The following is a 26,590-nucleotide window of genomic DNA, read 5'->3' as shown; positions in this document are numbered from 1 at the left end:
GAAGTCAGGGCCTTTATTAAGGAGATCATTTTGGCGAATCATCACCGCCCACTTACTATTGGCCTTGTTGCTGGGGAAACATCCGGCGATATACTCGGCGCAGGGCTTATCCGAGCACTCAAAGCACAAGTACCTGATGCACGTTTTGTAGGTGTCGCAGGGCCTTTAATGCAAGCAGAAGGCTGTGAAGCTTGGTATGAGATGGAAGAGTTAGCGGTAATGGGGATTGTTGAAGTGCTTGGCAGGCTTCCTCGGTTACTCGCTATTCGCAAAGATCTTACCGAACGCTTTACACAATTACAGCCAGATATCTTTGTTGGTATTGATGCACCTGATTTTAATATCACCCTTGAAGGGAAGTTAAAATCAAAAGGCATTAAAACCATTCATTACGTCAGCCCTTCTGTGTGGGCATGGCGGCAGAAACGCGTCTTCAAAATTGGTCGAGCAACAAATTTAGTGCTTGCCTTTTTGCCGTTTGAAAAAGCCTTCTATGATCGTTTTAATGTTCCGTGTCGCTTTATTGGGCACACAATGGCAGATGCTATCCCGCTTCATGTCGATAAAACAGCGGCAAGGCAACGCATTGGTATACCTGAAGAAGGAAAGTGTTTAGCCCTCTTACCGGGCAGCCGTCACTCAGAAGTTGAAATGCTAAGTGCTGATTTTTTGAAAACAGCGAAAATTTTACAACAGCATTTTACGGATCTTCATATTGTCGTGCCTTTGGTCAACCAAAAACGGCGTGAACAGTTTGAAGCGATCCGTCAACAAGTCGCTCCAGAGCTAGCTGTCCATATGTTAGATGGCCAAGGCAGAGATGCGATGATCGCGGCGGATGCGACGTTGCTCGCATCGGGAACGGCGGCTCTTGAATGTATGCTAGCGAAATGTCCAATGGTAGTGGGTTATCGTATGAAACCATTTACTTTTTGGTTGGCAAAACGTTTAGTAAAGACACCCTATGTTTCATTGCCTAATTTGTTAGCTGAAAAAGAGATAGTCAAAGAGTTACTACAGGAAGAGTGCCAACCTGAAAAGTTAGCTCAGCAGCTAATTCCCTTACTGGAAGGCGGCGAACAGGTAGAACAATTAAAAGCAACATTTTTACAGCTCCATCAATTGATCCGCTGTGATGCAGATAAACAAGCGGCTGAAGCTGTATTGGATTTGGTTCGAAATTAATGGATTTTATATACCCAAAAGCCAACTTAATTGCTGGCGTAGATGAAGTTGGGCGCGGCCCCCTTGTTGGTGCGGTGGTGACCGCCGCTGTAATATTGGATCCTAAAAATCCAATCATTGGCTTGACTGACTCAAAAAAACTCACCGAGAAAAAACGCGAAAAACTCTTTGTTGAGATCCAAGAAAAAGCCTTGTGCTGTTGTATTGGGCGAGCCGAACCTGAAGAAATTGATGAAATCAATATCCTGCATGCCACCATGCTTGCGATGCAACGTGCTGTTGCTGGTTTAAGCATAACACCTGATTTTGTTTTAGTGGATGGTAACCGTTGCCCAACCTTATCAATGCCTTCACAAGCGGTGATTAAAGGTGATAGTTTGGTGCAGGAAATAAGCGCGGCATCAATTTTAGCCAAAGTGGTTAGAGACCGAGAAATGGTTGAGCTAGATAAAGCTTATCCAGAATATGGTTTTGCAAAACATAAGGGCTATCCGACGGCTTATCATTTAGAAAAACTGGCACAGTTTGGCGCAACAAAATTTCATCGCAAGAGTTTTGCTCCTGTGCGCCGTGCATTAGAAGCGAAAGATTGAGTATAAATTAGATGGCTGAACCTCGTTTTATTCACTTACGCGTTCACAGCGACTATTCAATGATTGATGGTCTGGCAAAAACCGGCCCATTAGTTAAAAAAGTGGCAGCAATGGGCATGCCAGCATTTGCGATCACTGATTTCACTAACTTATGTGGTTTGGTGAAGTTCTATGGGGCAGCGCACGGTGCTGGTATTAAACCTATTATTGGCGCTGACTTTTTTGTTGAAAGCGAGCAATTGGGTGATGAGATTGCTCACTTAACCGTACTAGCTCGTAATAACGAAGGCTACCAAAACCTGACACTGTTGATCTCAGAAGCCTATCAAAAAGGCTATGGGGCGATAGGGCCAACGATCCATCGCGATTGGCTTGTTAAGCATAAAGAAGGTTTGATACTGCTTTCAGGTGGCCGCCAAGGGGATGTAGGGCAATTTTTACTGCGCGGTAATCAAGCTCTCGTTGATGAATGCTTGGCATTTTACGAAACCCACTTTCCCGGTTGCTACTATTTAGAACTCATTCGTACAGGAAGGCCTGACGAAGAGAGTTATTTACATGCGGCGGTAGAGCTTGCAACGCAGCGTGGTTTACCTGTTGTTGCGACTAATGATGTACGTTTTATTGAAAGTAGCGACTTTGATGCGCATGAAATACGTGTCGCTATCCATGATGGTTTTACTTTATCTGATCCTAAAAGGCCTAAAAAATATAGCCCTCAGCAATATTTACGATCTGAAGAAGAGATGTGTGAGCTGTTTGCCGACATCCCTGAAGCACTTGAAAATAGTGTAGAGATTGCTAAGCGTTGTAACGTAACCATTCGTCTTGGTGAGTACTTCCTTCCCCAATTCCCAACAGGGGATATGAAAACGGAAGACTTTTTGGTTATGCGGTCAAAAGAGGGATTAGAGGAGCGCCTGAAGTTCCTTTTTCCTGATGAGAAAGTGAGAGCCGAAAGACGTCCTGAATATGATGAACGGCTAGAAGTCGAGCTAAACGTTATTAACCAAATGGGGTTCCCTGGTTATTTCTTGATCGTGATGGAGTTTATTCAATGGTCAAAAGATAACGGTGTACCAGTAGGGCCTGGTCGTGGCTCCGGTGCAGGCTCTTTGGTTGCCTACGCTCTAAAAATTACGGACTTAGATCCGTTAGAGTTCGATCTCCTTTTTGAACGTTTCTTAAACCCTGAACGGGTTTCTATGCCTGACTTTGACGTTGACTTCTGTATGGAAAAACGCGATCAAGTGATTGATCACGTTGCTCAAATGTATGGACGAGATGCGGTTTCACAGATCATCACGTTCGGTACGATGGCGGCGAAGGCGGTTATCCGCGACGTAGGCCGTGTATTAGGCCACCCATACGGTTTTGTCGATCGGATCTCGAAACTGGTTCCCCCTGATCCGGGAATGACATTAGAGAAAGCATTTGAGGCCGAGCCGCAACTGCCTGAAATTTACGAAGCCGATGAAGAGGTGAAAGCGCTCATCGATATGGCGCGTAAACTTGAAGGGGTCACACGTAACGCCGGGAAACATGCTGGGGGCGTGGTTATTGCGCCTACCAAAATTACCGATTTTGCCCCTCTGTATTGCGATGCGGAAGGGAATAACCCAGTCACCCAATTTGATAAAAACGACGTTGAATATGCGGGATTGGTGAAGTTCGACTTTTTGGGATTACGTACGCTCACGATCATTAACTGGGCGTTAGAGATGATCAACGCAAGGCGGGCTAAGAAAAACCTTGAGCCAGTGGATATTGCGGCAATACCATTGGATGATCAAAAAAGTTTCGACATGTTGCAGCGTTCAGAAACAACGGCGGTATTCCAGCTTGAATCCCGAGGGATGAAGGATTTGATCAAGCGCCTGCGTCCTGACTGCTTTGAAGATATGATTGCATTGGTGGCACTGTTTCGCCCTGGTCCATTGCAATCAGGGATGGTGGATAACTTTATCGACCGTAAGCATGGGCGTGAAGAGATTTCATACCCTGATGTGCAGTGGCAACATGAATCATTAAAACCTGTTCTAGAGCCGACGTATGGCATTATCTTATACCAGGAACAGGTGATGCAGATTGCACAGGTACTCGCTGGTTATACTCTCGGCGGCGCGGATATGTTACGTCGTGCGATGGGGAAAAAGAAACCGGAGGAGATGGCAAAACAGCGTTCCGTCTTTGAGGAAGGAGCCATCAAAAACGGTATCGATGGTGAGCTATCGATGAAAATCTTTGACTTGGTAGAAAAATTTGCCGGTTACGGATTTAACAAATCTCACTCCGCCGCTTATGCGCTCGTTTCATACCAGACATTATGGCTTAAAGCGCATTATCCGGCTGAATTTATGGCGGCTGTTATGACCGCGGATATGGATAACACCGAGAAAGTCGTCGGCCTCGTCGATGAATGTTGGCGAATGGGGTTAAAAGTATTACCTCCTGATATTAATAGTGGGCTATATCATTTTCACGTTAACGATGAAGGTGAAATTGTTTACGGTATCGGTGCGATTAAAGGTGTCGGTGAAGGCCCAATTGAGGCGATTATAGAAGCTCGCCAAAAAGGTGGCATCTTTAAGGAAATTTTTGATCTTTGTGCGCGTGTTGATCTTAAAAAAATTAATCGTCGCGTCATGGAAAAACTGATCATGGCGGGGGCGTTCGATCATTTAGGGCCTCACCGCGCAGCCTTAATGTCTTCACTGGAAGATGCGCTGAAAGCGGCGGATCAGCACGCCAAAGCAGAGGCTATAGGGCAAACTGATATGTTTGGTGTGCTTGCAGAAGCCCCTGAACAAGTGGAAAGCTCATACGCGAGCGTACCAAAATGGCCAGATCAAGTTGTTTTGGACGGTGAAAGGGAAACGCTGGGTCTTTATTTGACAGGGCACCCGATAACGCGTTATTTAAATGAAATAGAACGTTATACTAATGGTCTGAGATTGAAAGATGTGAACCCTACCCCTCGTGGTCAGGTGACAACTGTGGTAGGTTTAGTACTTTCAGCCAAAGTTATTACTACCAAGCGTGGCAATCGAATTGGTATTTGTACGCTTGATGATCGTTCCGGTCGTCTGGATATTATGTTATTTTCAGATGCACTAGATAAATACCAGCACTTGCTGGAAAAAGACAGTATCCTGATTGCCACCGGTCAGGTCAGCTTTGATGATTTCAACGGTGGTAATAAAATGACAGTGCGGGAGTTAATGGATATTAGTGAAGCAAGGGAAAAATATGCGCGAGGACTTGCAATTTCACTGTCAGACAAACAAATTAATGATCAGTTACTGAACCGACTTCGCAGCACTCTTGAACCCCATCGTTCAGGAACGATTCCGGTTCATTTGTATTATCAGAAGGATGATGCCAGAGCAAAGCTTAAATTTGGTGTTGTTTGGCGCGTAACACCCGTTGATGACCTTCTGAATTCTCTGCGAACTCTGCTGGGTAATGAGCAGGTAGAATTAGAATTTGACTAAAATAGGAATATTATGAGTCTGGATTTTCTTGATTTTGAACAGCCAATTGCTGAATTGGAAGCGAAAATTGATTCGCTGACTGCAGTTAGCCGTCAAGACAACAATTTAGAAGTCAACCTAGATGACGAGGTTGCTCGTTTACGTGAAAAAAGTGTTGAACTGACGCGTAAGATTTTCTCTGATCTGGGTGCATGGCAAATTGCTAAACTTGCTCGTCATCCACGCCGTCCTTATACATTAGATTATATTTCTCGTATATTTACTGACTTCCAAGAACTCGCTGGTGATCGTGCTTATGCTGATGATAAAGCTATTGTTGGCGGTATTGCACGTTTGGACGGTCGTCCTGTTATGGTTATTGGCCATCAAAAAGGGCGTGAGACAAAAGAAAAAATTCGCCGTAACTTTGGTATGCCAGCACCAGAAGGCTATCGTAAGGCATTACGCTTGATGGAAATGGCCGATCGTTTCAACTTACCTATTATTACCTTTATTGATACTCCGGGGGCTTACCCAGGTGTTGGCGCGGAAGAGCGTGGTCAGTCGGAAGCCATTGCACGTAACTTGCGTGAAATGTCTCGCTTATCAGTGCCAGTTATCTGTACCGTTATTGGTGAAGGTGGGTCTGGTGGCGCGCTGGCTATCGGCGTAGGTGATAAAGTGAATATGCTGCAATACAGCACCTATTCCGTTATCTCTCCAGAAGGTTGTGCATCTATTCTGTGGAAAAGCGCTGATAAAGCGCCATTAGCGGCAGAAGCAATGGGGATCACCGCATCTCGTCTTAAAGAGTTGAAACTTATTGATAATGTGGTCACTGAGCCGTTAGGTGGCGCACACCGCAGTTACGATGAAGTTGCGGCGTCTTTAAAAGCACGTATCGTCGAAGATTTAGACGAATTGCTTGAGCTAGATGAAGAAGCATTAAAAAATCGTCGCTACCAGCGTTTAATGGAATATGGCTATTGCTAATTAAGACCTATTAGCAAAGTAAAAACGGGAGTTTGGGATAGCCAGCTCCCGTTTTTTATTCGTGCATCACGCTCTTTGAGTCGTGAAATCTAGTCAAGGTGGTGATTAATTGGTAACTTTGATAGGGTAGTTAACCACATAAGCACTTTATTGTTTTTGCTAAAATAATGAATATAGGCAGCGACGGTCGTTCCAAAGTTGATGTCACTTTTCCGATTAAAAACTGACATAAATAAGAGATAAGAATGAGGCAATATAACTACTTAATTTACGCCTTGATGTGTGTATTAATATGGAGTTTTATCCCAATTGTTTCTCGTTTTGGGCAAAATGGTTTAGATAGCTTTCAATTTTTATTTTGGTCTAATCTTATTTCAGCGATGTCAGTAATACTGGTTGCACTGATCGCGGGTTATAAGCCAACCAAATTGTTTATTCTTCCTCGTGATATCCTCCTTAAAGTCTTTGTGCTTGGCTTTTTAGATTGCTTATTTTATTTGCTTCTTTATTACGGTTACGCCATTGAAAATGGTATTGCAGTATTAGTGATCCAGTATAGTTGGCCTTTAATCATTATCTTGCTGTCGGTCTTTTTATTAAAAGATAAGCTAGCTGGCAGGCAGATTGTGGGCGTGATTATCGGGTTTATTGCAGTGATTATCACTTTTACCAAAGGGCATATTACTCAACTACAGGTTGAGGATCCGGTGGCTCTGTTATTCGTATTTAGTGGTGCATTTTGTTTCGCACTGATGTCGGTGTTCTCACGGCAATATTCGATTGACCCTTATATTAGTACAGTTTGGTTATTTATCTTTTCAACGTTAACTTCATTGGTGTTACTACTGTCATTTAGTGAACTACAATTACCTTCCAAAGCTGCATTTTGGCCGACGGTAATCAACGGGGTGCTCATTAACGGTGTTTCTTACATTTTATGGTTTAAGGCGATGAATACGGGACATTCTGCAAAAATTGCCTCCATCGTATTTTTATCCCCAGTATTATCCGTACTTTGGTTGGTGGTCATTTTAAGTGATCCGTTTGAAATCGCTTATATCATCGGTGTATTGCTAGTTATCGTTTCTGGTGTGTTATGTGTTGGTCAGAAGAGAAAGCAATCATATTAGCGTAAAGAAGGGCAGATTCATGGCGCTACAGCCGCAAGCAATTATAGAGCAGGTGCTCAACAAAATAGGTCATTTTCGAAAAATACTGGTGGGATTTAGCGGGGGCGTAGATTCAACCGTATTGCTGCATGCACTTTACCAAATCAAAAAATATCAGCTTCCCTCGTTAGAGATCCGGGCTATTCACATTCATCATGGGCTTAACGTTAGGGCCGACGATTGGGAAGCTCACTGCCAACACTTGTGTGAACAGTGGCATATTCCCTTTGTCTGCACGCATGTTACAGTTGATCCTTCAAATCGTGGTATTGAAGCGGCTGCTCGTGAGGCGCGTTATCAGGCTTACCGAAACGAGTTGGCAGAGGGGGAAATCATAGCCACCGCTCAGCACCTTGATGACCAAGCAGAAACCTTTATGTTGGCATTAAAGCGTGGCAGTGGACCTGCTGGGCTTTCGTCAATGCCCGAATTGTCACCATTTTATGCAGAAAAAGGGGAAACGTGGTTACTACGTCCGTTATTAGCAATATCTCGCGGCGATCTGGAAAATTATGCACGTGAATGCCCGTTAACGTGGGTCGAAGATGACAGTAATCAAGACGATCGTTATGATCGCAATTTCCTTCGGTTACATATTATGCCGACTTTAACTGAGCGTTGGCCTCATTTTGCCGCCGCAGTTTCGCGTAGTGCATCCTTATGTGCTGAACAGGAATCGCTGCTTGATGAGCTATTACAAGATGCGCTGGATGAAATGATGGATTATCGCGGTGGTCTATTTATTGATAACTTGCATGATTGCAGCCCAGCGAAACGTAACGCGCTACTTAGGCGTTGGGTTGGTCTACACCGCTTGCCAATGCCACCTTACCATCAACTACAACGCATTTGGCAAGAAGTGGCGCTAGCCCGTCAGGATGCTGAGCCGATTTGTCAGTTAGGCCATGTCGATATTCGTCGATACCAAGGCGCATTATGGATTGTACGTCGTATCAACCCGTTATTAGGGCAACAATTTTGCTGGGATTATCCCCAACCTTTTATTTTGCCTGAAGGATTAGGGCGACTTGAGATTATTGCCGATGAAGGGCAAATTCGCCCGCCTCTGCCAACAGAAAAAGTGACCGTTCGTTTTGGCTTACAAGGCACATTGAACATTGTGGGTAGGACGCATTCAAGAAGTAGCAAAAAAATCTGGCAAGAGCTTGGTATCTCTCCTTGGATGCGAGAAAGAACCCCACTAGTTTATTATGATGAACAATTAATTACCGCCATTGGGTGCTTTATCACTCCTGAAGGCCTCGTTGCAGATGAGGAAATTGGGGTTGCCTTCCATTGGGATAAGTTCGATGAATATCAAATAGAGGTGTAAATAAAATAGAGAGCCCCTTATGACAGTGACCATTCATAAGGGGCGTAGAGGGGCTCAATGGAGTATGAGCTTTAGTGAGAGCAATCGACAACGATAGTGCCGATCTCAGGATGACTGAAGGTGTTGATATGATCCAAACGAAGCTCTTTTGTTCCATCTTGAGTCTCTAAGATTAGGTACTCAACTTTTTTACGCAAGAGCAAGTCGCTGGCCTTCCCCTCAATGATTTCGCCGCCATGAAGTTTAATTTCCAGTTTCAATTGGCGTTGGCACGCGATTTCAAGATATTCGTAATCATCACAATTGATAGGTTGATATTCAGTATCTGTAGACATATTCCCTCACCACTATGTTAGTGGCGGTTATTGCCGCCTTGACTATTTTTTACCAAGCATCATGTGCTTCATAGGATAATAGCACAGTAATTTTAATAACAATAATCAGCAATAGATGAAAACGTAAATTCATGATTCGCGAATTCAGATAATAAGTGCAACGCTCGGTCATGTTAGATGGAAGGACGGTTAGCTACTGATAAGCTATCCTGCTCTTCCGACCAAAGATGAGCGAGTAAGTATGAAGTATCAGCAACTAACCGAAGGACAACGATACCAGATATCGATACTGCGTGAGGATAATTTATCCTGCCATGAGATAGGTATCCGTATCGGTGTAAGCAAGTCCACGGTCTCCCGTGAACTGAGGCGTAACACTTCAGATACTGGTTATAACCCACAACAGGCACACCAGAAGTGCTGTGATAGGCGGCTGTCATCTGCCAAAAGGACAATTCCTCAGCAGACCATAGATTTCGTGATATTTGCTCTGGAGTGGAAGTGGAGTCCTGAGCAAATAAGTGCAATTGGCAGCATTATTGGTCTTAGCGTCAGCCATGAATGGATTTACCAGTATATCTATGCGGATAAGCGTAGCGGTGGCGAGTTGTACAGGCATCTTAGGCAGGGCAAACGGCGATATCGTAAGGGCTACGGGCAGAAACGAGGGCGCATCCCTGATGCGGTATCCATTGAGCTACGGCCGTCAGTCGTCGATGACCGTAGCCGTCTGGGGGACTGGGAGGCCGATTTGGTGCAGGGTAAACAGGGCACTGGTGCTATCGTGACACTGGCAGAACGCAAAAGCCGTATTTACCTGACAAAAAAGGTGTTTTCAAAGGATGCGGTGGAAGTCAGTAAGGCCATTATCTCACTGCTGAGTGAGTATCAGGATGTATGTCACACAATAACGTTCGATAACGGTCTAGAGTTTAGTGAGCACAAGGCGATAGCAGAAGCACTGAACGCAGATACGTACTTTGCCCATCCGTATGCCTCGCATGAGCGTGGGCTGAACGAGAATACGAATGGGTTGTTAAGACAGTTTATCCCGAAAGGAACAGACCTGCGGACAGTGACAGAAGAAGACTTACAACGCTATCAGGGAGCGTTGAACAGCAGGCCACGCAAGTGTCTGGGGTTCAGACAACCTTCGGTGGTGTTTGCGGAGCTAAGAAAGGCGGCTTAGCGTTGCACTTCGGACTTGAATCCGCCATTAACGTATGTGGTAAAAAATGAACTAATATCAGTAAAGTCCGAAATATAATAATCTCGCCATTTTTCTCTGCATAAAATGTTATGATTAGATATAGACTAAAAATATAAGAATTGAACTGTTAGGAGATAAAGGTAATGAAAAAGTCACTATTCTTAGCATTAATGGCGACCGGTGTGATGACATTAGTGGGTTGCCAAACAGCCGTTAAACAACCTAGCGTAACTTATATTGATAGAGCATATACAGGCATTTTACCGTGTGCGGATTGTTCTGGAATTGAGGCCACTCTACTGGTTAACCAAGATGGTACATACGTAGAGCAATTAGTATATTTAGGGTCTCGCGATGGTGACCAAACATTTTATGAAACGGGCACATGGGCAAAAGATGGCGATAAATTACGCATGACGAATGCAAATGGTGAGCGCGCGTACTTTGCACCATCGGCAGATGATAAATCAATGGTCTTGCTTGATCAGGAAGGCAACAAAATTCAATCACAACTGAATTATACGCTAACCCAAGTCGCACCAAGCAAAAAAACAGGTGAATACCGCTACTTTGCTGATGCAGCAACATTTACCGAATGTAAAACAGGCCGTACTTATACTGCAACAGGGATAGAGCTTGAGAAAGGTTATAGTGCAACAGGTGTGACAGGAGGAACGCCTGTTTATGCTGAAATTGAAGGTTACTATACGGTAAGGCCATCAATGGAAGACGGTAAATTTGATCCTGCGTTAGTGCAAACAGGTGATATTATGTTTGATAAATCGAGCGCATGTAAATAAATAGATTTAATCTATTATTAAAATAATAAATATCGGCTCAATTTGAGCCGATATTTTTTTTGATAAGTGGATAAAAATAGAAAATTTAAATTATTACTTAATTTATAATAATAAAAATATGATTAATTGATATTTTTTATCAATAATATATTTATATGAAATGTGAAGAACGTCATAACGATTAGTCAATCAGAAACAATTCACTATAACCCTGAAATATTCATTACAAGGGATATTACGTATAATGTCTTCAACTAAAAGCAACTCGCGAATGACGCAAGCTGAATTTAGATAACAAAAAAACGTAAAAATATCTGATGCGAGAGGTAGGTATTTTAAGTGAACGATATGATTGAGAGGATTACTGTGGAAAAGAAGCTTATTTACTTGTTTTGTTCCGCTGGGATGTCAACCTCACTACTTGTCTCTAAAATGAGGCAACAAGCTGAAAAGTATGAGGTTCCCGTTATTATAGAAGCTTTTTCTGAAACGCTTGTCCTCCAAAAAGGGAATGATGCAGATCTCGTTTTACTTGGTCCTCAAATTGCTTGGAAGCATTCCGAAATCCAGCGTTTACTGCCAACTAAAAATGTTGAAGTTATTGATTCGGTTTTATATGGAAAAGTTGATGGCTTAGGTGTTTTAAAAGCAGCGGTCGCATCAATAAAAAATAAATCACGTTAATCAATTATAGTTTGTTACAACTTCAGTTATTTATCTATTTGCTATGGTCGTCTTATGCATACAAACAAGATATGTGATTAAAGTATCTAAGGATATTCTATGGATCATATGCTCTCTTCTCTTGAAAAAGTATTGCTTCCGATCGCATTAAAATTGGGTAATCAACCTCATATCAATGCAATAAAAAATGGTTTTATTAGATTAATGCCATTAGTGTTAATTGGGGCAATGTTTGTTTTGATTAATAACGTTTTTCTGAGTTTTAATGAAGGGTCGTTTTTCTATTCATTAGGTGTTCGTCTATCACCAGAAACAATAGAGTTCATTAATAAGTTTAAAGGCATCGGCGGTAATGTATATAACGGTACATTAGGGATTATGTCTTTAATGACGCTTTTTTTATTGCTATGGCTCTCGCTGAAGAACGCAAAGTGGACTCTATAGCGGCAGGAATTATTGCGATAGCAGCCTTTGTGGCTGTTACACCATTTGATGTGAATGGTGCCTATGCTATCGGTGCGAATTGGCTAGGTGGCGCAAATATTATTTCAGGTATTATCATTGGCTTAGTTATTGCTGAAGCTTTTACCTTTATTGTCCGCCGTAACTGGGTAATTACATTACCGGATACAGTACCGCCAGCAGTTAGCCGCTCCTTTTCTGCATTAGTGCCAGGTTTCTTGATACTATTAGTGGTAGGGATTATTGCATGGGTGCTAGCAGGGCAAGCGACTCACTTCCATCAATTTATTATGGATACGATCTCAACCCCATTAGCTTCTCTGGGAGGGGTTGTCGGTTGGGCGTATACGATTTTCACCTCACTATTATGGTTCTTTGGTATTCATGGTGCTTTGGCTCTTACAGCACTAGACTCAGGGATTATGACGCCTTGGGCGCTAGAAAATGTCGCGTTATATAATCAATATGGTTCGGTTAATGATGCGATTGAAGCGGGGCAGACATTTCATCTGTGGGCAAAACCTTTATTAGACTCCTATGTTTTCCTTGGTGGAACAGGCGCTACGCTTGGATTAATTATTGCCATATTTATAGCCTCACGGCGAGCAGATTATCGGCAGGTCGCTAAATTAGGGTTACCAGCGGGGATATTTCAAATTAATGAACCAATTATATTTGGGATCCCTGTGATCATGAACCCAATCCTTTTTATTCCATTTATCATTATTCAACCTCTGTTAGCCGCAATCACGGTGATTGCCTATTATATAGGTATTATTCCGCCGATTACGAATATAGGTCCATGGACTATGCCAACAGGATTAGGCGCATTCTTTAACACAAATGGTAATATTTCTGCTTTATTTTTAGCACTGTTTAACCTTGGTATTTCCGTTCTTGTTTATTTACCTTTCGTTATTATTTCTAATAAGGCGCAAACTATTGCAAATAATACGGAAAGTGAAGAAGAGATCAAAAATGCATTGAAGTTTTAAATATATTAAAAATGAATAATAAATGGGGAAGTTATGATTGACATAGATAGTAATGGAACACTCTCTGCTGACAGTCTGGAAGAAGTAGTGATGGGGTTAATCATTAATTCTGGTAGGGCAAGAAGCCTCGCTTATAAAGCGTTAACTTATGCCAAGGAAGGCAAGTTTGTTGAGGCGATGGAGCTAATGGAAGATTCAAAAGAAGCCTTAACTGAAGCCCATAAAGTGCAGACAAAAATGATAGAGACGGATATGGGGGAAGGCAAAATTAAAGTGAGTTTAATACTTGTTCATGCTCAAGATCACTTAATGAATACGATACTTGCTCGTGAATTGATCACGGAGTTAATCGAAGTCCATAAAAAAATAAATTAAATAAAGGGGATGATGATGCAGCCGACACTAAATGTTAATAACTCAAATATAGAGATTAAAATGGTCTATGAGAATGATATATTTAATGACAAGGATTTCCATGTTGTTATTTATAATAAAACAGAAAGTGCAACAGGGCTGCATCAGCATGATTATTATGAATATACGATTGTCCTAACAGGGCGTTATTATCAAAAAATTAATGGCAGAAAAGTATTGCTTGAACGAGGGAATTTTGTTTTTCTGCCAATTGGCTCTCATCATGAAAGTTTCTATGACTTTGGAGCAACAAGAATTTTAAATGTTGGTATAAGAAAGTCATTCTTCGAAAAATATTTTTCACCCTTATTACCATCATTTTTTGTTGCCTCTCAAGCCTACCCATTAAAAAATGAATTTATGGCTTATATAGAATCAGTGATTGCGTCATTAAACTTTCGTGATAGTGAATTTAATGAGTTTATTGAGGTAGTAACCTTTAATGTGGTCAATAGACTACGTCATTATAGAGAAAGCAAAGTCTATGATGATACGCCACAATGGCTAAAAAACACGATTGAAGAAATGCATGAAATTGCAATGTTTAATGAAAATGCGTTAGAAAATATGGTGACAATAACAGGGAAGTCACAAGAGTATTTAACTCGTGCCACAAAGCGCTATTGCGGAAAAACGCCAATGCAAATCATTAATGAAATTAGAATTAATTTTGCTAAAAAACAGCTAGAAATTACAAATTATTCAATCACTGATATTGCATTTGAATCAGGTTACAGTAGCCCTAGTTTATTTGTGAAAAAATTTAAAGAGGCGACATCATTAACACCAAGTGAATATAGAAAAAGCCTACAGTCAAGTTTTTATTAAAGATATCCAGTGAAAATGATAGCCAATGTTTATTAATAAAATAGGTAGGTGTTAATATGGTGCATAAATTAAAAGTCGTCACTATTGGTGGTGGAAGCAGTTACACTCCTGAATTAATAGATGGTTTTATTAAACGTTATCATGAACTACCGATTAGTGAACTTTGGCTGGTTGATATTGAAGAAGGAAAAGAAAAACTCGATATCATTTATGAGCTAGGGTTGCGCATGATAAAAAATGCCAATATACCGTTAAAACTCTATAAAACATTAGACCGCAAAGCTGCACTAAAGGATGCTGATTTTGTGACGACACAGCTACGTGTCGGGTTATTAAAAGCGAGAGAGAAAGATGAAGTAATACCATTACAATATGGATACTTAGGGCAAGAAACGAATGGAGTGGGAGGCTTATTTAAAGGGTTACGTACCATTCCGGTAATTTTTGAGATCCTTAAAGATATTGAAGCTCTCTGCCCCCAAGCCTGGGTGATTAATTTTACCAATCCAGCAGGAATGATAACCGAAGCAGTATACCGGCATACGCAATTTAGACGTTTTATAGGCGTTTGTAATATTCCAATTGGCCTGAAAATGTTTATTACGGATGTGCTCGGTTTAACAAAAAAAAATAATTTGTCGATAACGCTTTTTGGTTTAAATCATATGGTATTTGTCAAAGACATTTTTGTCGACGGCGTGTCTCGCTTTGATGAAGTACTTAATGGCATTATTTCGAAAGCTTATAAAGCAAGCTCGGTAAAAAATATTACAGGTTTACCCTTTGATAGTGGGTTATTGAAGGCCTTGAAATTAATTCCATGCTCATACTTACAGTACTATTTTAAGTATAAAGAAATGCTCGCGATTGAAATGGCGGAATTCTATAAAGAAGGCACCAGAGCGCAAGTTGTACAAAAAATTGAAAAAGAGCTTTTTGAATTATACCAAGATCCCGAATTAAAAATTAAACCAAAACAGCTTGAATTGCGGGGGGGAGCTTATTATTCAGATGCCGCCTGTGAAGTGATAAATGCACTGTATAATGACAAGCAGACCGAGCATTATGTGAATATTCCCCATAACGGCCATATTAGTAATATCCCTGCAAATTGGGTTGTCGAAATGATCTGTAAATTAGGGCGTAATGGCGTTACACCGCACGAAAGAGTGACTCAGTTCGATGAAAAAGTTCTCGGCTTAATTTATAGCATCAAAGAATTTGAAATAGCCGCGAGCCAAGCGGCAGTGAGTGGCGATTTTAATGAGCTTTTATTAGCAATGAACTTAAATCCTTTAGTTCATTCAGACAATGATGCTCGGGATATGGCTAAAGCACTTCTTTTAGCCCATAAACATTATTTACCGAATTTTTCTAAGGTAATTAAATATCTTGAAGAAGAGGGGAGTGCGAATAAACCCCATCTTAATGGCATTGCAGTATGACGAGTTTACTTAGAACCTATCCCAAAAGGAATTGTCAGATAATACATAATGATAATTTATGAGGGCAACGTATGGTAGGTAATAAGTGGCAAATCAGTGATGAACTCTGGGAGAAAATGGCTCCTCTCATCCCGGAGCATAGAACTCAACACCCGCTGGGTACGCACCGCAAGCGGGTTGATAATCGCGCTGCAATGAACGCCATTTTCTTCGTACTCAGGACGGGTTGCCAGTGGAATGCGCTAAATGCCACCGGTATATGCTCGTCAAGCTCTGCTCATCGCCGATTTCAGGAGTGGCGGGATGCTGGCGTATTTGAACGCTTCTGGCAAAACGGGTTGCTTGCTTGCGAACAGTTGGACGCTATTGACTGGTCGTGGCTGTCGATGGATGGTTGTATGACCAAATCACCGCTGGCAGGCTCAAAAAAACAGGCAAGAACCCAACAGACCGAGGGAAACGGGGCGTAAAGCGCAGTCTGATGACTGACGGGAACGGGCTTCCGCTTGCACTGGTTGTCGCTGGAGCAAATACGCACGACATAAAGCTGGTTGCGGATACGCTCGATGCCCTCCAGACGGGCAGACCGGGCAAGAGGCTCCGGTTGTGCATGGACAAAGGGTATGAAGCGGAATGGTTGGGAGCGTATCTGAAAAGTCGTCGCTATGAACCTCATATCCAGTCACGGAAGGATGAATCAGAAGCCATCAAAAACACGGATTTTAAGGCCCACCGCTGGGTTGTAGAGAGAACACACAGTTGGATGAATCGCTACCGTCGTGTCCTGACTCGTTGGGAGAAGAAGGTCGAGAATTATGAGGCAATGCTGCATCTTGCCTGTGCCATCATTGTCTGGAATAAAATCCTATTGGGATAGGTTCTTATTGTGAACGCAGATGATTTTGGCTTATGTAAGTCGGTCAATTATGGGATCTTAGAGGCTCATCGAAATGGTATTGTGACATCAACTACGGCCATGGTAAATATGCCTAGTATCCAACATGCGGCACAATTAGCCACAGAGCAGCCATTATTGGCTGTAGGAATGCATTTTGTCCTTACAATGGGGAAACCGTGTTCGCCAATGCCTTCGCTTGTGCGTAACGGTATATTAGGGAAGTGGATATGGGAGATGGAAAAATCAGATCAACTTCCTATAGCCGAAATAGTGCAAGAGCTACACTGCCAATATAATCAGTTTATTGATATTTTTGGTAAACCCCCCAGCCACATTGATAGCCATCATCATGTACATATGATGGCGTCCCTTTATCCTTTAATGGTCGATTTCGCCAATCAAAAAGGGATAGCATTACGGGTCGGTTACCACAATAAAATAAAAAATACTCAAGTACGTACAACAGATGCGTTTTCCGCTGACTTTTATGGGGAGCCAAATAGCATATCAGAGTCGCTTTTTTTAGAAATACTCCATAAGGCAAAGCAACGAGGGGAGCGTTCACTCGAAATAATGTGCCATCCCGCATTTATTGATAATGAATTATTAAATAGCGGCTATGTGTATTCCCGAGTAAAAGAGTTAGACGTTTTAACGTCAAAAAACTTAAAAGCGGCTATTGCTGAGAAGGGGTTTTTACTTGGTTCGTATTTAGATTTATCATAAATATGCCCAACCTATCAGGTAATAGGTTGGGCAGGAAGGATTAGCGCACAGTATTTGCGAGCTTCTCTTTTAAGAAACTGACAACATTATCAAGACCGATAAGGGCTTTTTCATCATTACGGCGAGCTTTATATTCAACTTGATTATTGTCTAAGTTACGGTCGCCAATAACAATGGTGTATGGAACACCGATAAGCTCCATATCAGCAAACATAACGCCTGGGCGCTCTTTACGGTCATCAAAAATAACGTCAATACCTTGTGCTTTTAAGTCAGCATACAGTTTTTCCGCGACTTCTTTGACTCGATAAGATTTGTGCATATTCATCGGCAGGATCGCAACATGGAATGGCGCAATCGCATCTGGCCAAATGATACCACGCTCATCGTGGCTCTGTTCAATTGCCGCTGCAACAATACGCGTAACACCAATACCATAGCAACCCATGGTTACGATTTGATTATGACCTTCTTCATTTTGTACTGAAGCTTTCATCGCTTCTGAATACTTAGTCCCCAGTTGGAAGATATGCCCTACTTCAATACCACGCTTAATCAGCAATGTGCCTTTGCCGTCTGGGCTTGGATCCCCTTCAACAACATTGCGTAAATCGAACGTTTCAGGTTGTGCTAAATCACGTTCCCAGTTGATACCAAAGTAGTGTTTGCCATCGATATTGGCACCTGCACTAAAGTCACTCATTACGGCAACACTACGGTCAATCACCATTGGCAGAGGCATATTGACAGGGCCTAATGAGCCCGGTGCTGCTTTAACTGCCGCTTTGATTTCTTCTTCAGATGCAAACTCTAATGGGCTAGAGATCCATGGGTGTTTTTCCGCTTTAACTTCGTTTAATTCATGATCGCCACGAATTAATAAGGCAACTAATGTGTGCCCAGACTCTTTTTTAGCTCTAACAATGAGTGTTTTAACGGTTTTTTCGATAGGCAAACCGAATTGCTCCACCAACTCCGCAATAGTTTTTGCGTTTGGTGTATCGACAAGGCGCATTTCTTCTGTTGGCGCTGAACGTGGTGTTAGCGGAGTGATGGCTTCAGCCAGCTCAATATTTGCTGCGAAATCAGAGCCTGTAGAGAATACGATATCGTCTTCACCGCTTTGCGCAAGCACTTGGAATTCGTGAGAAGCACTGCCCCCAATTGAGCCTGTGTCAGCTTGTACAGCACGGAAATCAAAACCGATACGAGTAAAGATTTTGCTGTAGGCTTCATACATTGCATCATAGGTTTCTTGCAATGATTCTTGCGATGTATGGAAAGAGTAAGCATCTTTCATAATAAATTCACGTGAGCGCATGATACCGAAACGTGGGCGCACTTCATCACGGAATTTTGTCTGAATTTGGAATAAATTCAGTGGTAGCTGTTTGTATGAAGTAATTTCATTACGCACTAAATCAGTAATGACTTCTTCATGGGTTGGACCTAAAACGAAAGGGCGCTCGCCACGATCAGCGAAACGCAGTAATTCAGGACCATACTGCTCCCAGCGACCACTCTCTTGCCACAAATCAGCGGGTTGAACAACGGGCAAAGACACTTCAATTGAGCCCGCATTTTCCATTTCTTCACGGACAATGTTTTCGACTTTACGCAGAACACGGACACCAGTCGGTAACCAGTCATAAAGGCCAGATGCAAGTTTACGGATCATTCCTGCACGAAGCATCAATTGGTGACTGATCACTTCGGCATCTGCAGGAGTCTCTTTTAGTGTTGAGAGCAGATATTTGCTAGTACGCATTGTATAGGTTCCATTAGAACAACGGGTGATGGCAAAAATGTTCTTGCCAACTTAATCTAGGCTGCAAAAGCAGCATGATAAAACAGCTAGTCTACCAGTGACCGTGCTTTGCCAAAAGGGGTTAGTCGATTTTTTCATAAGGTTCGATGGCGAACACTTCTGTTATATTATTGAGCACTCTCCAACGCACATTAAAATCGAGTAAATGCACAGCATAGTTACGCTCTTCAGTCATAGCCTGTTTCTTGTAGGCTGGACGTGGATCTTGCATGAGAACTTGCTGTATAAATTGCGCGATCCCAGGGTAGCTTGTTTGGTATTTTAATAAATCTTGCTGAACTTGGGGATGAAAAATCACTTGCATATCATCCGCCGGGGCATCTTGAGCAAAACCAGCCTGCGCTGTAGGGATAGCTTCAGCAAAAGGTAAGTATGGTTTGATATCAATGACTGGAGTGCCATCAACTAAATCTAAACTCCCTAACTCCAAAATAATTTGATTATTATTTTGGCTTATTCCTTTTAATTCAATTAATGACATGCCAATTGGGTTTGGTCTAAAGGTTGAGCGTGTAGCGAAAACGCCCATTTTCTCATTACCACCAAGCCGAGGAGGGCGCACTAGTGGTTTCCACCCCCCTTGCATGGTTTGGTGGAAAACAAATAGTACCCAAATATGGCTGAACTGGTCTAAACCTCTAATCGAATTAGGATCATTATAGGGAGGATGCAAATGCAATCGCCCCGAGCCACCTGGAACAAGTCCAGGTTGGCGTGGGATGGCAAATTTTTCCTTATAGGGGGATTCAATATGCCCAATTACATTACATTCGAACGATTTCATTAGGTATTTATTCGACAATTTTTATCGCACTACCTTCACAAATCGTTGCTTGGTAGCAACCAGGAGAAGCCATTGTTTGGCATTGATGCAATACAACAGCATCGGCGGCGATATACGCTGCTTTGGTTAACATACTTTTCTTCGCAGTATTCAGATTTGCTGGTGGGCTTTGAAGGCTTTCACGACATGATTGACCTGAAACAACACCTAAATCTTTAAATGGCATTCCCAATAGCTCTTCAGGGCTGTTCATGAGTTTTACATTTGTCGTGCTAGGTTTGGTGTCTGTTTTTGGTACTGGTTTTGAAAGCTTCATACTTGTGAAGCCTTTATTTGGACCCTGATGAATGTATTGATTCATTCCACACCCAGCGAGAACAAAAGTTGCTAGGGTGAGCAATAACAATCTCATAAGTTTTTCCTTTTTTAATCTTATAGTCTTATAGGTATTGGGAAAATGATATTTGCTATGTGTTGTCTTTATATAATACAAAAAATACTAGGTGGCACTGACCACCTAGTATATTAATCGCTTTTTTACTAATAAAAAAGATTACCAGCCTTTAACTGCACCACCATCAAAGACTTCATCTGCCTTCTTAGCAACTTCATCTGATTGATATGCTTGAACAAACTTCTTCACATTCTCATTATCTTTATTATCGTCACGAGTCACAATAATGTTGACATAAGGAGAATCTTTATCTTCTACAAATAAACCATCTTTTGCTGGCGTCAGTTTAGGCGTTGCGCTGCTCGCCCAAGTTGTGTTGATGATGGCCAGAGCAATTTTTTTATCATCCAATGCACGTGGCAATTGTGGTGCTTCTAATTCAACAAATTTCAAGTTCTTAGGGTTTTCGACCACATCCAAAGCGGTCGGCATTAAACCAGTACCTTCTTTCAGTTTAATTAAGCCTTGTTTTTCCAGCAGAAGTAGTGAACGACCTAAGTTAGTTGGATCGTTAGGCAACGCAATTTGTGAGCCATCGGCAAGTTCATCAACTGATTTAATTTGTTTAGAGTATGCCGCGATTGGGTAGATAAATGTATTACCTACAGGCACTAATTTATAGTTACGATCTTTAATTTGCTGATCAAGATACGGTTTGTGTTGGAATGCGTTGGCATCAAGATCACCTTTGCTTAAGGTTTCGTTTGGTAGAACAAAGTCATTAAACGCAACCAGTTCCACATTCAAACCATATTTTTCTTTTGCTACTTTTTGTGCAACTTCAGCAACTTCTAGCTCTTTCCCCATAATAACACCGACTTTGATGCTATTGGGATCTTTTTCTTTTTCGCCACAACCCACTAGAACTAATGATCCTAATAGCGCGCCGACAACTGCGATAGATTTCAACTTAATAGACATAGATATACCCCTTAAATGCTTTTCTTTATAGCACCTTAATAACGGCGCTGCTATTTTACGGACTATTTATGTGACACTTTTTTCATTAAGTATTCACCAGTAAATTGAATGGCGAAAACTAAGATGACTAACAGGACAAGTACGGTATTCATCACTAATGGATTATAACTGTAATAACCATACTGCATTGCTATTTGGCCTAGGCCACCTGAACCGACAGCACCGCCCATTGCAGAATACCCAACCAGCATAATTAAGGTGATCGTTGCAGCGTTGATGATCCCAGGTAAAGACTCAGGTAATAGAACCTTTTGAATAATTTGCAGTGGTGTAGCGCCCATAGCTCTGGATGCTTCAATCAAACCACTTGGTACTTCTAATAAGGTATTTTCAACCATACGAGCAATAAAAGGGATTGCACCAACAGTAAGGGGAACAATAGCACCTTCAATGCCGATTGCTGAGCCGACTAAAAACTTGGTAAACGGGCTTATCCAGACTAATAGAATAATAAATGGTATTGAACGGAAAATGTTCACTATAGCCGAGATCACCGCATAAAGAGCCGTATTTTCCATGACTTGCCCTCGGCGAGTCACATAGAGTAGAACCCCTGTAGGTACGCCCATGATAAAACCGAGGATCGCCGAAACGAAAGTCATAATAATAGTATCAATCGTTCCCGATATAAGCAGTGAAATCATTCCATCAGACATAACCCAAAACCTCTACTTTGACATGATGCTCTTTCAAAAATTCAATGGTTGCTTCAACACCGCCATTAACCCCATGTAATTCAGCGAGCATGACGCCAAATTTTACGCCACCAGCATAGTCAATTTGTGAACTTAATATATTGATATCGATGTCAAATTTACGAACAGCCATAGAAATTAGTGGTGCATCAACAGATTGCCCTGTGAATTCTAACTTCAATAAAGGCGATAAATCTGCTGCTGGTTCATTTTTGAGTCGTTCTTTATAGTCATCAGGAATATCAATGACCAACGTTGATTTAATAAACTCTTGTGCCACAGGCGTTTTAGGATGAGAGAAAACCTCACTTACTTTATCTTGTTCAATCAACTGACCGCCACTAATGACAGCGACTTGGTCACAAATATTCTTCACCACATCCATTTCATGGGTGATTAAGAGAATAGTTAGCCCTAAACGGCGGTTTATATCTTTGAGTAACTCTAAGATGGAGCGTGTTGTCGCAGGATCCAGTGCACTCGTAGCTTCATCACATAATAAAACTTTTGGCGAGTTGGCTAATGCACGCGCGATTGCTACACGCTGCTTTTGCCCTCCCGAAAGATTCGCGGGATAAGCATCTTTTTTCTCTGTTAGGCCAACAAGATCCAGTAATTCGCTAACACGCGCTTTAATTTTATCTTTAGGCGTATTATCTAGCTCAAGTGGCAGTGCCACGTTATCAAATACGTTCCTAGAAGATAGCAAATTAAAATGTTGAAAGATCATGCCAATACCACGACGTGCTCTCGTCAAAGATTTTTCAGGTAAAGCCGTTAAATCTTGACCGTCAACGATAACTTGCCCAGAGGTTGGGCGTTCAAGCATATTTACACAACGGATTAGCGTACTTTTACCCGCGCCAGAAGCACCGATAACACCATAGATCTGTCCAGCAGGAACATGCAGGCTAATATCTGTAAGTGCCTGAATGTTACGGCTTCCTTGCTGGAAAACTTTATTAATATTTGAGAGCTTTATCATTTATTTCTTCTAAGTATATAGGAATCAATTTTTAGATGTCTAAATCTAATATGGTTGGATGTTAAGGCGTCTAGACGTCTAAGTCAACAAGGTTTGGTTTATTTATTCTATTCTCATTTATTTTCTTTTCATGAGATACTTAAAACTCATTTAGTTTGAGGAGTAAATCGGTGAGTAAAGGCATACCAGCAATCTTTTTAGATAGAGACGGTACAATCAATATTGATCACGGCTATGTACACAAAATAGATGACTTTCAATTTATTGAAGGTGCCATTGAAGCCATGGCTGAGTTAAAGAAAATGGGTTACGCGCTTGTCGTAGTGACGAACCAATCAGGCATCGGTAGAGGGATCTATTCTGAAGATAGTTTTATGCAACTGACAGAATGGATGGATTGGTCATTAGCCGACCGCGGTGTTGATCTGGATGGCATCTATTTTTGCCCTCATCACCCAGAAGCTAAAGATAAAGAGTATCGTCAAGATTGCGATTGTCGTAAACCTAAACCCGGCATGCTGCTAGATGCTCAATCATTTCTTAATATAGATATGGCATCTTCTATAATGGTGGGAGATAAATTAGCAGACATGCAAGCAGGGAAAGCAGCAAAAGTGGGTACAACTATTCTAGTGAAAAGTGGTGAAGCGGTATCAGAAGAAGCGATTGCGAATGCCGATATGGTGATTGAAAGTATCGCAGAGCTACCAAAAGTAGTAAAAAGTATCAAAAAATAGGCTTTGTGAGTGATATTTGACCAAGTGATAATTTTTTTTCAAAAAACACTTGCCAGAATTTTCTGACTCCCTATAATGCGCCTCCACTGACCGACGATGAGCCGACACTGAATGTGATGGCAAGCCCAACAGGCTAACGAAGGCAGGCGAGAGATTCTGAAAAGAATAAGCGAAAAAAAAGCTTGACTCTCGATGAGGAAAGCGTAATATACGCCACCTCGCGACAACGACCTAACTGGTTAATATCGAAAGATAAAGTCGCAACGCTCTTTAACAATTTATCAGACAATCTGTGTGGGCACTCACAGGACACTATCAAAAAAATATTTGATTTTAAAGTCTTGAAGAGTGACTAACACGTTAATTCATATATGAAAGAATGTAGTCAGTTTAATTCTTTGAGCATCAAACGCTTTTAATTGAAGAGTTTGATCATGGCTCAGATTGAACGCTGGCGGCAGGCCTAACACATGCAAGTCGAGCGGTAACAGGGGAAGCTTGCTTCTCGCTGACGAGCGGCGGACGGGTGAGTAATGTATGGGGATCTGCCCGATAGAGGGGGATAACTACTGGAAACGGTGGCTAATACCGCATAATCTCTTAGGAGCAAAGCAGGGGACCTTAGGGCCTTGCGCTGTCGGATGAACCCATATGGGATTAGCTAGTAGGTAAGGTAATGGCTTACCTAGGCGACGATCCCTAGCTGGTCTGAGAGGATGATCAGCCACACTGGGACTGAGACACGGCCCAGACTCCTACGGGAGGCAGCAGTGGGGAATATTGCACAATGGGCGCAAGCCTGATGCAGCCATGCCGCGTGTATGAAGAAGGCCCTAGGGTTGTAAAGTACTTTCAGTCGGGAGGAAGGCGTTGATGTTAATACCATCAACGATTGACGTTACCGACAGAAGAAGCACCGGCTAACTCCGTGCCAGCAGCCGCGGTAATACGGAGGGTGCAAGCGTTAATCGGAATTACTGGGCGTAAAGCGCACGCAGGCGGTTAATTAAGTTAGATGTGAAATCCCCGGGCTTAACCTGGGAATGGCATCTAAGACTGGTTAGCTAGAGTCTTGTAGAGGGGGGTAGAATTCCATGTGTAGCGGTGAAATGCGTAGAGATGTGGAGGAATACCGGTGGCGAAGGCGGCCCCCTGGACAAAGACTGACGCTCAGGTGCGAAAGCGTGGGGAGCAAACAGGATTAGATACCCTGGTAGTCCACGCTGTAAACGATGTCGATTTGGAGGTTGTTCCCTAGAGGAGTGGCTTCCGGAGCTAACGCGTTAAATCGACCGCCTGGGGAGTACGGCCGCAAGGTTAAAACTCAAATGAATTGACGGGGGCCCGCACAAGCGGTGGAGCATGTGGTTTAATTCGATGCAACGCGAAGAACCTTACCTACTCTTGACATCCAGAGAATTTGGCAGAGATGCTGAAGTGCCTTCGGGAACTCTGAGACAGGTGCTGCATGGCTGTCGTCAGCTCGTGTTGTGAAATGTTGGGTTAAGTCCCGCAACGAGCGCAACCCTTATCCTTTGTTGCCAGCGATTCGGTCGGGAACTCAAAGGAGACTGCCGGTGATAAACCGGAGGAAGGTGGGGATGACGTCAAGTCATCATGGCCCTTACGAGTAGGGCTACACACGTGCTACAATGGCGTATACAAAGAGAAGCGACCTCGCGAGAGCAAGCGGAACTCATAAAGTACGTCGTAGTCCGGATTGGAGTCTGCAACTCGACTCCATGAAGTCGGAATCGCTAGTAATCGTAGATCAGAATGCTACGGTGAATACGTTCCCGGGCCTTGTACACACCGCCCGTCACACCATGGGAGTGGGTTGCAAAAGAAGTAGGTAGCTTAACCTTCGGGAGGGCGCTTACCACTTTGTGATCCATGACTGGGGTGAAGTCGTAACAAGGTAACCGTAGGGGAACCTGCGGTTGGATCACCTCCTTACCATTGAAGTGTTTTTGTGAAGTGTTCACACAGATTGTCTGATGAAAGAGTCAACGGTATCAATAGGCTTGTAGCTCAGGTGGTTAGAGCGCACCCCTGATAAGGGTGAGGTCGGTGGTTCAAGTCCACTCAGGCCTACCAAATTTTGTTAATACGTCGTTGTGGCTCAGCTCGTTTACTTATTGTAAACGTCGCTAATCCACGCCTAGTCTAAACAAAATTAACCAACTTAAGCATAGCAAAAACGTGTTTGCCTAAGAAAAAAGATCTCCAAGTAAAGAAACTTACAAAGAGATTAATTGATACTGTTAAACCTATTATGGGGCTATAGCTCAGCTGGGAGAGCGCCTGCCTTGCACGCAGGAGGTCAGCGGTTCGATCCCGCTTAGCTCCACCATAATACTTTTGAATTATTCAGAATAGATTAGTTTTAGTCTATTGCGAATAATTATGCTCTTTAACAATCTGGAACAAGCTGAAAATTGAAACAACGCACATTGTTTATCGCTTAAACAATGTGAGAGTCTCTCAAAATTTCAAACCTGAAATTTTCGGTCATTCAAACGAGTGGCATGAGCGAGCAGAGTGAAATTCAAGGCGGACAGCGCGCAGCAAGCGCAGCGTACA

Annotated in this window: 21 protein-coding genes, 2 tRNA genes, 1 rRNA gene and 2 pseudogenes; 19 read left to right on the top strand and 7 right to left on the bottom strand. The window is 42.4% G+C overall.

Annotation, left to right across the window (positions count from 1 at the left end):
* The first annotated feature begins 30 nt into the window (after window positions 1-30).
* The 6 genes from lpxB (at window position 31) to tilS (ending at window position 8,746) form a co-directional block, all read left to right on the top strand.
* Window positions 31-1,185, top strand: coding sequence for a lipid-A-disaccharide synthase (gene lpxB / locus M1E93_RS15030; protein WP_036943426.1), 1,155 nt, complete (start codon window positions 31-33; stop codon window positions 1,183-1,185).
* Window positions 1,185-1,778: a ribonuclease HII gene (rnhB, locus tag M1E93_RS15025; RefSeq protein WP_104873321.1), complete on the top strand. Its 594-nt coding sequence runs from the start codon at window positions 1,185-1,187 to the stop codon at window positions 1,776-1,778. Before lpxB ends, rnhB begins: the two co-directional genes overlap by 1 nt.
* 11 nt (window positions 1,779-1,789) lie before the next feature.
* Window positions 1,790-5,272: a DNA polymerase III subunit alpha gene (gene dnaE, locus M1E93_RS15020; RefSeq protein ID WP_040132401.1), complete on the top strand. Its 3,483-nt coding sequence runs from the start codon at window positions 1,790-1,792 to the stop codon at window positions 5,270-5,272.
* A 12-nt stretch (window positions 5,273-5,284) separates the two neighbouring features.
* Window positions 5,285-6,244, top strand: coding sequence for an acetyl-CoA carboxylase carboxyl transferase subunit alpha (accA, locus tag M1E93_RS15015; RefSeq protein WP_004916741.1), 960 nt, complete (start codon window positions 5,285-5,287; stop codon window positions 6,242-6,244).
* A gap of 245 nt (window positions 6,245-6,489) precedes the next feature.
* Window positions 6,490-7,374, top strand: coding sequence for a DMT family transporter (locus tag M1E93_RS15010; protein WP_014657689.1), 885 nt, complete (start codon window positions 6,490-6,492; stop codon window positions 7,372-7,374).
* 19 nt (window positions 7,375-7,393) lie between these two features.
* On the top strand, window positions 7,394-8,746 hold the full coding sequence (gene tilS / locus M1E93_RS15005; protein ID WP_014657690.1) for a tRNA lysidine(34) synthetase TilS: 1,353 nt from the start codon (window positions 7,394-7,396) through the stop codon (window positions 8,744-8,746).
* Window positions 8,747-8,817: 71 nt separating this feature from the next.
* On the opposite strand, the gene rof is transcribed toward tilS, so the two are convergent.
* A complete protein-coding gene (rof, locus tag M1E93_RS15000; RefSeq protein WP_004916733.1) occupies window positions 8,818-9,081 on the bottom strand; it encodes a Rho-binding antiterminator in 264 nt (87 codons plus the stop codon).
* A gap of 241 nt (window positions 9,082-9,322) precedes the next feature.
* On the opposite strand from rof, the gene M1E93_RS14995 reads away from it, so the two are divergent.
* The 9 genes and pseudogenes from M1E93_RS14995 to chbG all read left to right on the top strand — a co-directional run bounded on the left by M1E93_RS14995 (window position 9,323) and on the right by chbG (window position 17,543).
* On the top strand, window positions 9,323-10,270 hold the full coding sequence (locus M1E93_RS14995) for an IS30 family transposase (protein WP_140035165.1): 948 nt from the start codon (window positions 9,323-9,325) through the stop codon (window positions 10,268-10,270).
* A 164-nt stretch (window positions 10,271-10,434) separates the two neighbouring features.
* The gene (gene nlpE, locus M1E93_RS14990; RefSeq protein ID WP_004916731.1) at window positions 10,435-11,091 is read left to right on the top strand and encodes an envelope stress response activation lipoprotein NlpE; all 657 of its coding nucleotides are present in this window, start codon (window positions 10,435-10,437) and stop codon (window positions 11,089-11,091) included.
* Between the two features lie 366 nt (window positions 11,092-11,457).
* Window positions 11,458-11,775 (top strand): PTS sugar transporter subunit IIB, encoded by a 318-nt coding sequence (locus M1E93_RS14985; RefSeq protein ID WP_036944146.1) that lies wholly within the window; start codon window positions 11,458-11,460, stop codon window positions 11,773-11,775.
* Window positions 11,776-11,874: 99 nt separating this feature from the next.
* A pseudogene (gene chbC / locus M1E93_RS14980) lies at window positions 11,875-13,232 on the top strand (PTS N,N'-diacetylchitobiose transporter subunit IIC).
* A gap of 33 nt (window positions 13,233-13,265) precedes the next feature.
* Complete coding sequence (gene chbA, locus M1E93_RS14975) at window positions 13,266-13,607, top strand: PTS N,N'-diacetylchitobiose transporter subunit IIA (protein WP_004916722.1); 342 nt, start codon at window positions 13,266-13,268, stop codon at window positions 13,605-13,607.
* Window positions 13,608-13,622: 15 nt separating this feature from the next.
* Window positions 13,623-14,474 carry a transcriptional regulator ChbR gene (gene chbR / locus M1E93_RS14970; RefSeq protein WP_395756067.1) on the top strand — a complete coding sequence of 284 codons (852 nt, stop codon included), beginning with the start codon at window positions 13,623-13,625 and terminating at the stop codon, window positions 14,472-14,474.
* A gap of 56 nt (window positions 14,475-14,530) precedes the next feature.
* Window positions 14,531-15,919 (top strand): 6-phospho-beta-glucosidase, encoded by a 1,389-nt coding sequence (locus M1E93_RS14965; protein WP_426207006.1) that lies wholly within the window; start codon window positions 14,531-14,533, stop codon window positions 15,917-15,919.
* 71 nt (window positions 15,920-15,990) lie between these two features.
* A pseudogene (locus M1E93_RS14960) lies at window positions 15,991-16,796 on the top strand (IS5 family transposase).
* 6 nt (window positions 16,797-16,802) lie between these two features.
* Complete coding sequence (gene chbG, locus M1E93_RS14955) at window positions 16,803-17,543, top strand: chitin disaccharide deacetylase (protein ID WP_426207291.1); 741 nt, start codon at window positions 16,803-16,805, stop codon at window positions 17,541-17,543.
* 40 nt (window positions 17,544-17,583) lie between these two features.
* Here the strand turns inward: chbG and proS are convergent, their stop codons facing one another.
* The 6 genes from proS to metN all read right to left on the bottom strand — a co-directional run bounded on the left by proS (window position 17,584) and on the right by metN (window position 23,270).
* A complete protein-coding gene (proS, locus tag M1E93_RS14950) occupies window positions 17,584-19,311 on the bottom strand; it encodes a proline--tRNA ligase (protein ID WP_004916715.1) in 1,728 nt (575 codons plus the stop codon).
* 121 nt (window positions 19,312-19,432) lie between these two features.
* Window positions 19,433-20,155 (bottom strand): tRNA (N6-threonylcarbamoyladenosine(37)-N6)-methyltransferase TrmO, encoded by a 723-nt coding sequence (tsaA, locus tag M1E93_RS14945; protein ID WP_060560934.1) that lies wholly within the window; start codon window positions 20,153-20,155, stop codon window positions 19,433-19,435.
* Between the two features lie 7 nt (window positions 20,156-20,162).
* Window positions 20,163-20,567, bottom strand: coding sequence for an Rcs stress response system protein RcsF (rcsF, locus tag M1E93_RS14940; RefSeq protein ID WP_004916709.1), 405 nt, complete (start codon window positions 20,565-20,567; stop codon window positions 20,163-20,165).
* Window positions 20,568-20,708: 141 nt separating this feature from the next.
* Window positions 20,709-21,530 carry a MetQ/NlpA family lipoprotein gene (locus M1E93_RS14935; protein ID WP_004916705.1) on the bottom strand — a complete coding sequence of 274 codons (822 nt, stop codon included), beginning with the start codon at window positions 21,528-21,530 and terminating at the stop codon, window positions 20,709-20,711.
* Window positions 21,531-21,592: 62 nt separating this feature from the next.
* Window positions 21,593-22,246, bottom strand: coding sequence for a methionine ABC transporter permease MetI (gene metI, locus M1E93_RS14930; RefSeq protein WP_004916702.1), 654 nt, complete (start codon window positions 22,244-22,246; stop codon window positions 21,593-21,595).
* Complete coding sequence (gene metN, locus M1E93_RS14925; protein WP_004916698.1) at window positions 22,239-23,270, bottom strand: methionine ABC transporter ATP-binding protein MetN; 1,032 nt, start codon at window positions 23,268-23,270, stop codon at window positions 22,239-22,241. The genes metI and metN overlap by 8 nt, the downstream gene beginning before the upstream one ends.
* Window positions 23,271-23,440: 170 nt before the next feature.
* Between metN and gmhB the strand changes: the two genes are divergently transcribed.
* From gmhB to M1E93_RS14905, 4 genes are all read left to right on the top strand, one after another.
* Window positions 23,441-24,007, top strand: a complete 567-nt coding sequence (gene gmhB / locus M1E93_RS14920; RefSeq protein WP_004916695.1) for a D-glycero-beta-D-manno-heptose 1,7-bisphosphate 7-phosphatase — start codon at window positions 23,441-23,443, stop codon at window positions 24,005-24,007.
* Between the two features lie 416 nt (window positions 24,008-24,423).
* Window positions 24,424-25,963 (top strand): 16S ribosomal RNA (locus tag M1E93_RS14915).
* A gap of 64 nt (window positions 25,964-26,027) precedes the next feature.
* Window positions 26,028-26,104 (top strand) — tRNA-Ile (locus M1E93_RS14910).
* Between the two features lie 180 nt (window positions 26,105-26,284).
* A tRNA-Ala gene (locus M1E93_RS14905) sits at window positions 26,285-26,360 on the top strand.
* Window positions 26,361-26,590 lie beyond the last annotated feature (230 nt).

Source organism: Providencia sp. PROV272 (assembly GCF_049901975.1).
Taxonomy (GTDB): Bacteria; Pseudomonadota; Gammaproteobacteria; order Enterobacterales; family Enterobacteriaceae; genus Providencia; species Providencia stuartii.
Note: the sequence above shows the minus strand (reverse complement) of the source record. Positions and strands in the feature narration are given on the sequence as shown.

Excerpts from the sequence above, each read along its gene's own strand:
- rnhB (WP_104873321.1), top strand. The coding sequence starts at position 1,185 with ATGGATTTTATATACCCAAAAGCCAACTTAATTGCTGGCGTAGATGAA.
- dnaE (WP_040132401.1), top strand. The coding sequence starts at position 1,790 with ATGGCTGAACCTCGTTTTATTCACTTACGCGTTCACAGCGACTATTCA.
- accA (WP_004916741.1), top strand. The coding sequence starts at position 5,285 with ATGAGTCTGGATTTTCTTGATTTTGAACAGCCAATTGCTGAATTGGAA.
- M1E93_RS15010 (WP_014657689.1), top strand. The coding sequence starts at position 6,490 with ATGAGGCAATATAACTACTTAATTTACGCCTTGATGTGTGTATTAATA.
- tilS (WP_014657690.1), top strand. The coding sequence starts at position 7,394 with ATGGCGCTACAGCCGCAAGCAATTATAGAGCAGGTGCTCAACAAAATA.
- rof (WP_004916733.1), bottom strand. The coding sequence starts at position 9,081 with ATGTCTACAGATACTGAATATCAACCTATCAATTGTGATGATTACGAA.
- M1E93_RS14995 (WP_140035165.1), top strand. The coding sequence starts at position 9,323 with ATGAAGTATCAGCAACTAACCGAAGGACAACGATACCAGATATCGATA.
- nlpE (WP_004916731.1), top strand. The coding sequence starts at position 10,435 with ATGAAAAAGTCACTATTCTTAGCATTAATGGCGACCGGTGTGATGACA.
- chbA (WP_004916722.1), top strand. The coding sequence starts at position 13,266 with ATGATTGACATAGATAGTAATGGAACACTCTCTGCTGACAGTCTGGAA.
- chbR (WP_395756067.1), top strand. The coding sequence starts at position 13,623 with ATGCAGCCGACACTAAATGTTAATAACTCAAATATAGAGATTAAAATG.
- M1E93_RS14965 (WP_426207006.1), top strand. The coding sequence starts at position 14,531 with ATGGTGCATAAATTAAAAGTCGTCACTATTGGTGGTGGAAGCAGTTAC.
- proS (WP_004916715.1), bottom strand. The coding sequence starts at position 19,311 with ATGCGTACTAGCAAATATCTGCTCTCAACACTAAAAGAGACTCCTGCA.
- tsaA (WP_060560934.1), bottom strand. The coding sequence starts at position 20,155 with ATGAAATCGTTCGAATGTAATGTAATTGGGCATATTGAATCCCCCTAT.
- rcsF (WP_004916709.1), bottom strand. The coding sequence starts at position 20,567 with ATGAGATTGTTATTGCTCACCCTAGCAACTTTTGTTCTCGCTGGGTGT.
- M1E93_RS14935 (WP_004916705.1), bottom strand. The coding sequence starts at position 21,530 with ATGTCTATTAAGTTGAAATCTATCGCAGTTGTCGGCGCGCTATTAGGA.
- metI (WP_004916702.1), bottom strand. The coding sequence starts at position 22,246 with ATGTCTGATGGAATGATTTCACTGCTTATATCGGGAACGATTGATACT.
- metN (WP_004916698.1), bottom strand. The coding sequence starts at position 23,270 with ATGATAAAGCTCTCAAATATTAATAAAGTTTTCCAGCAAGGAAGCCGT.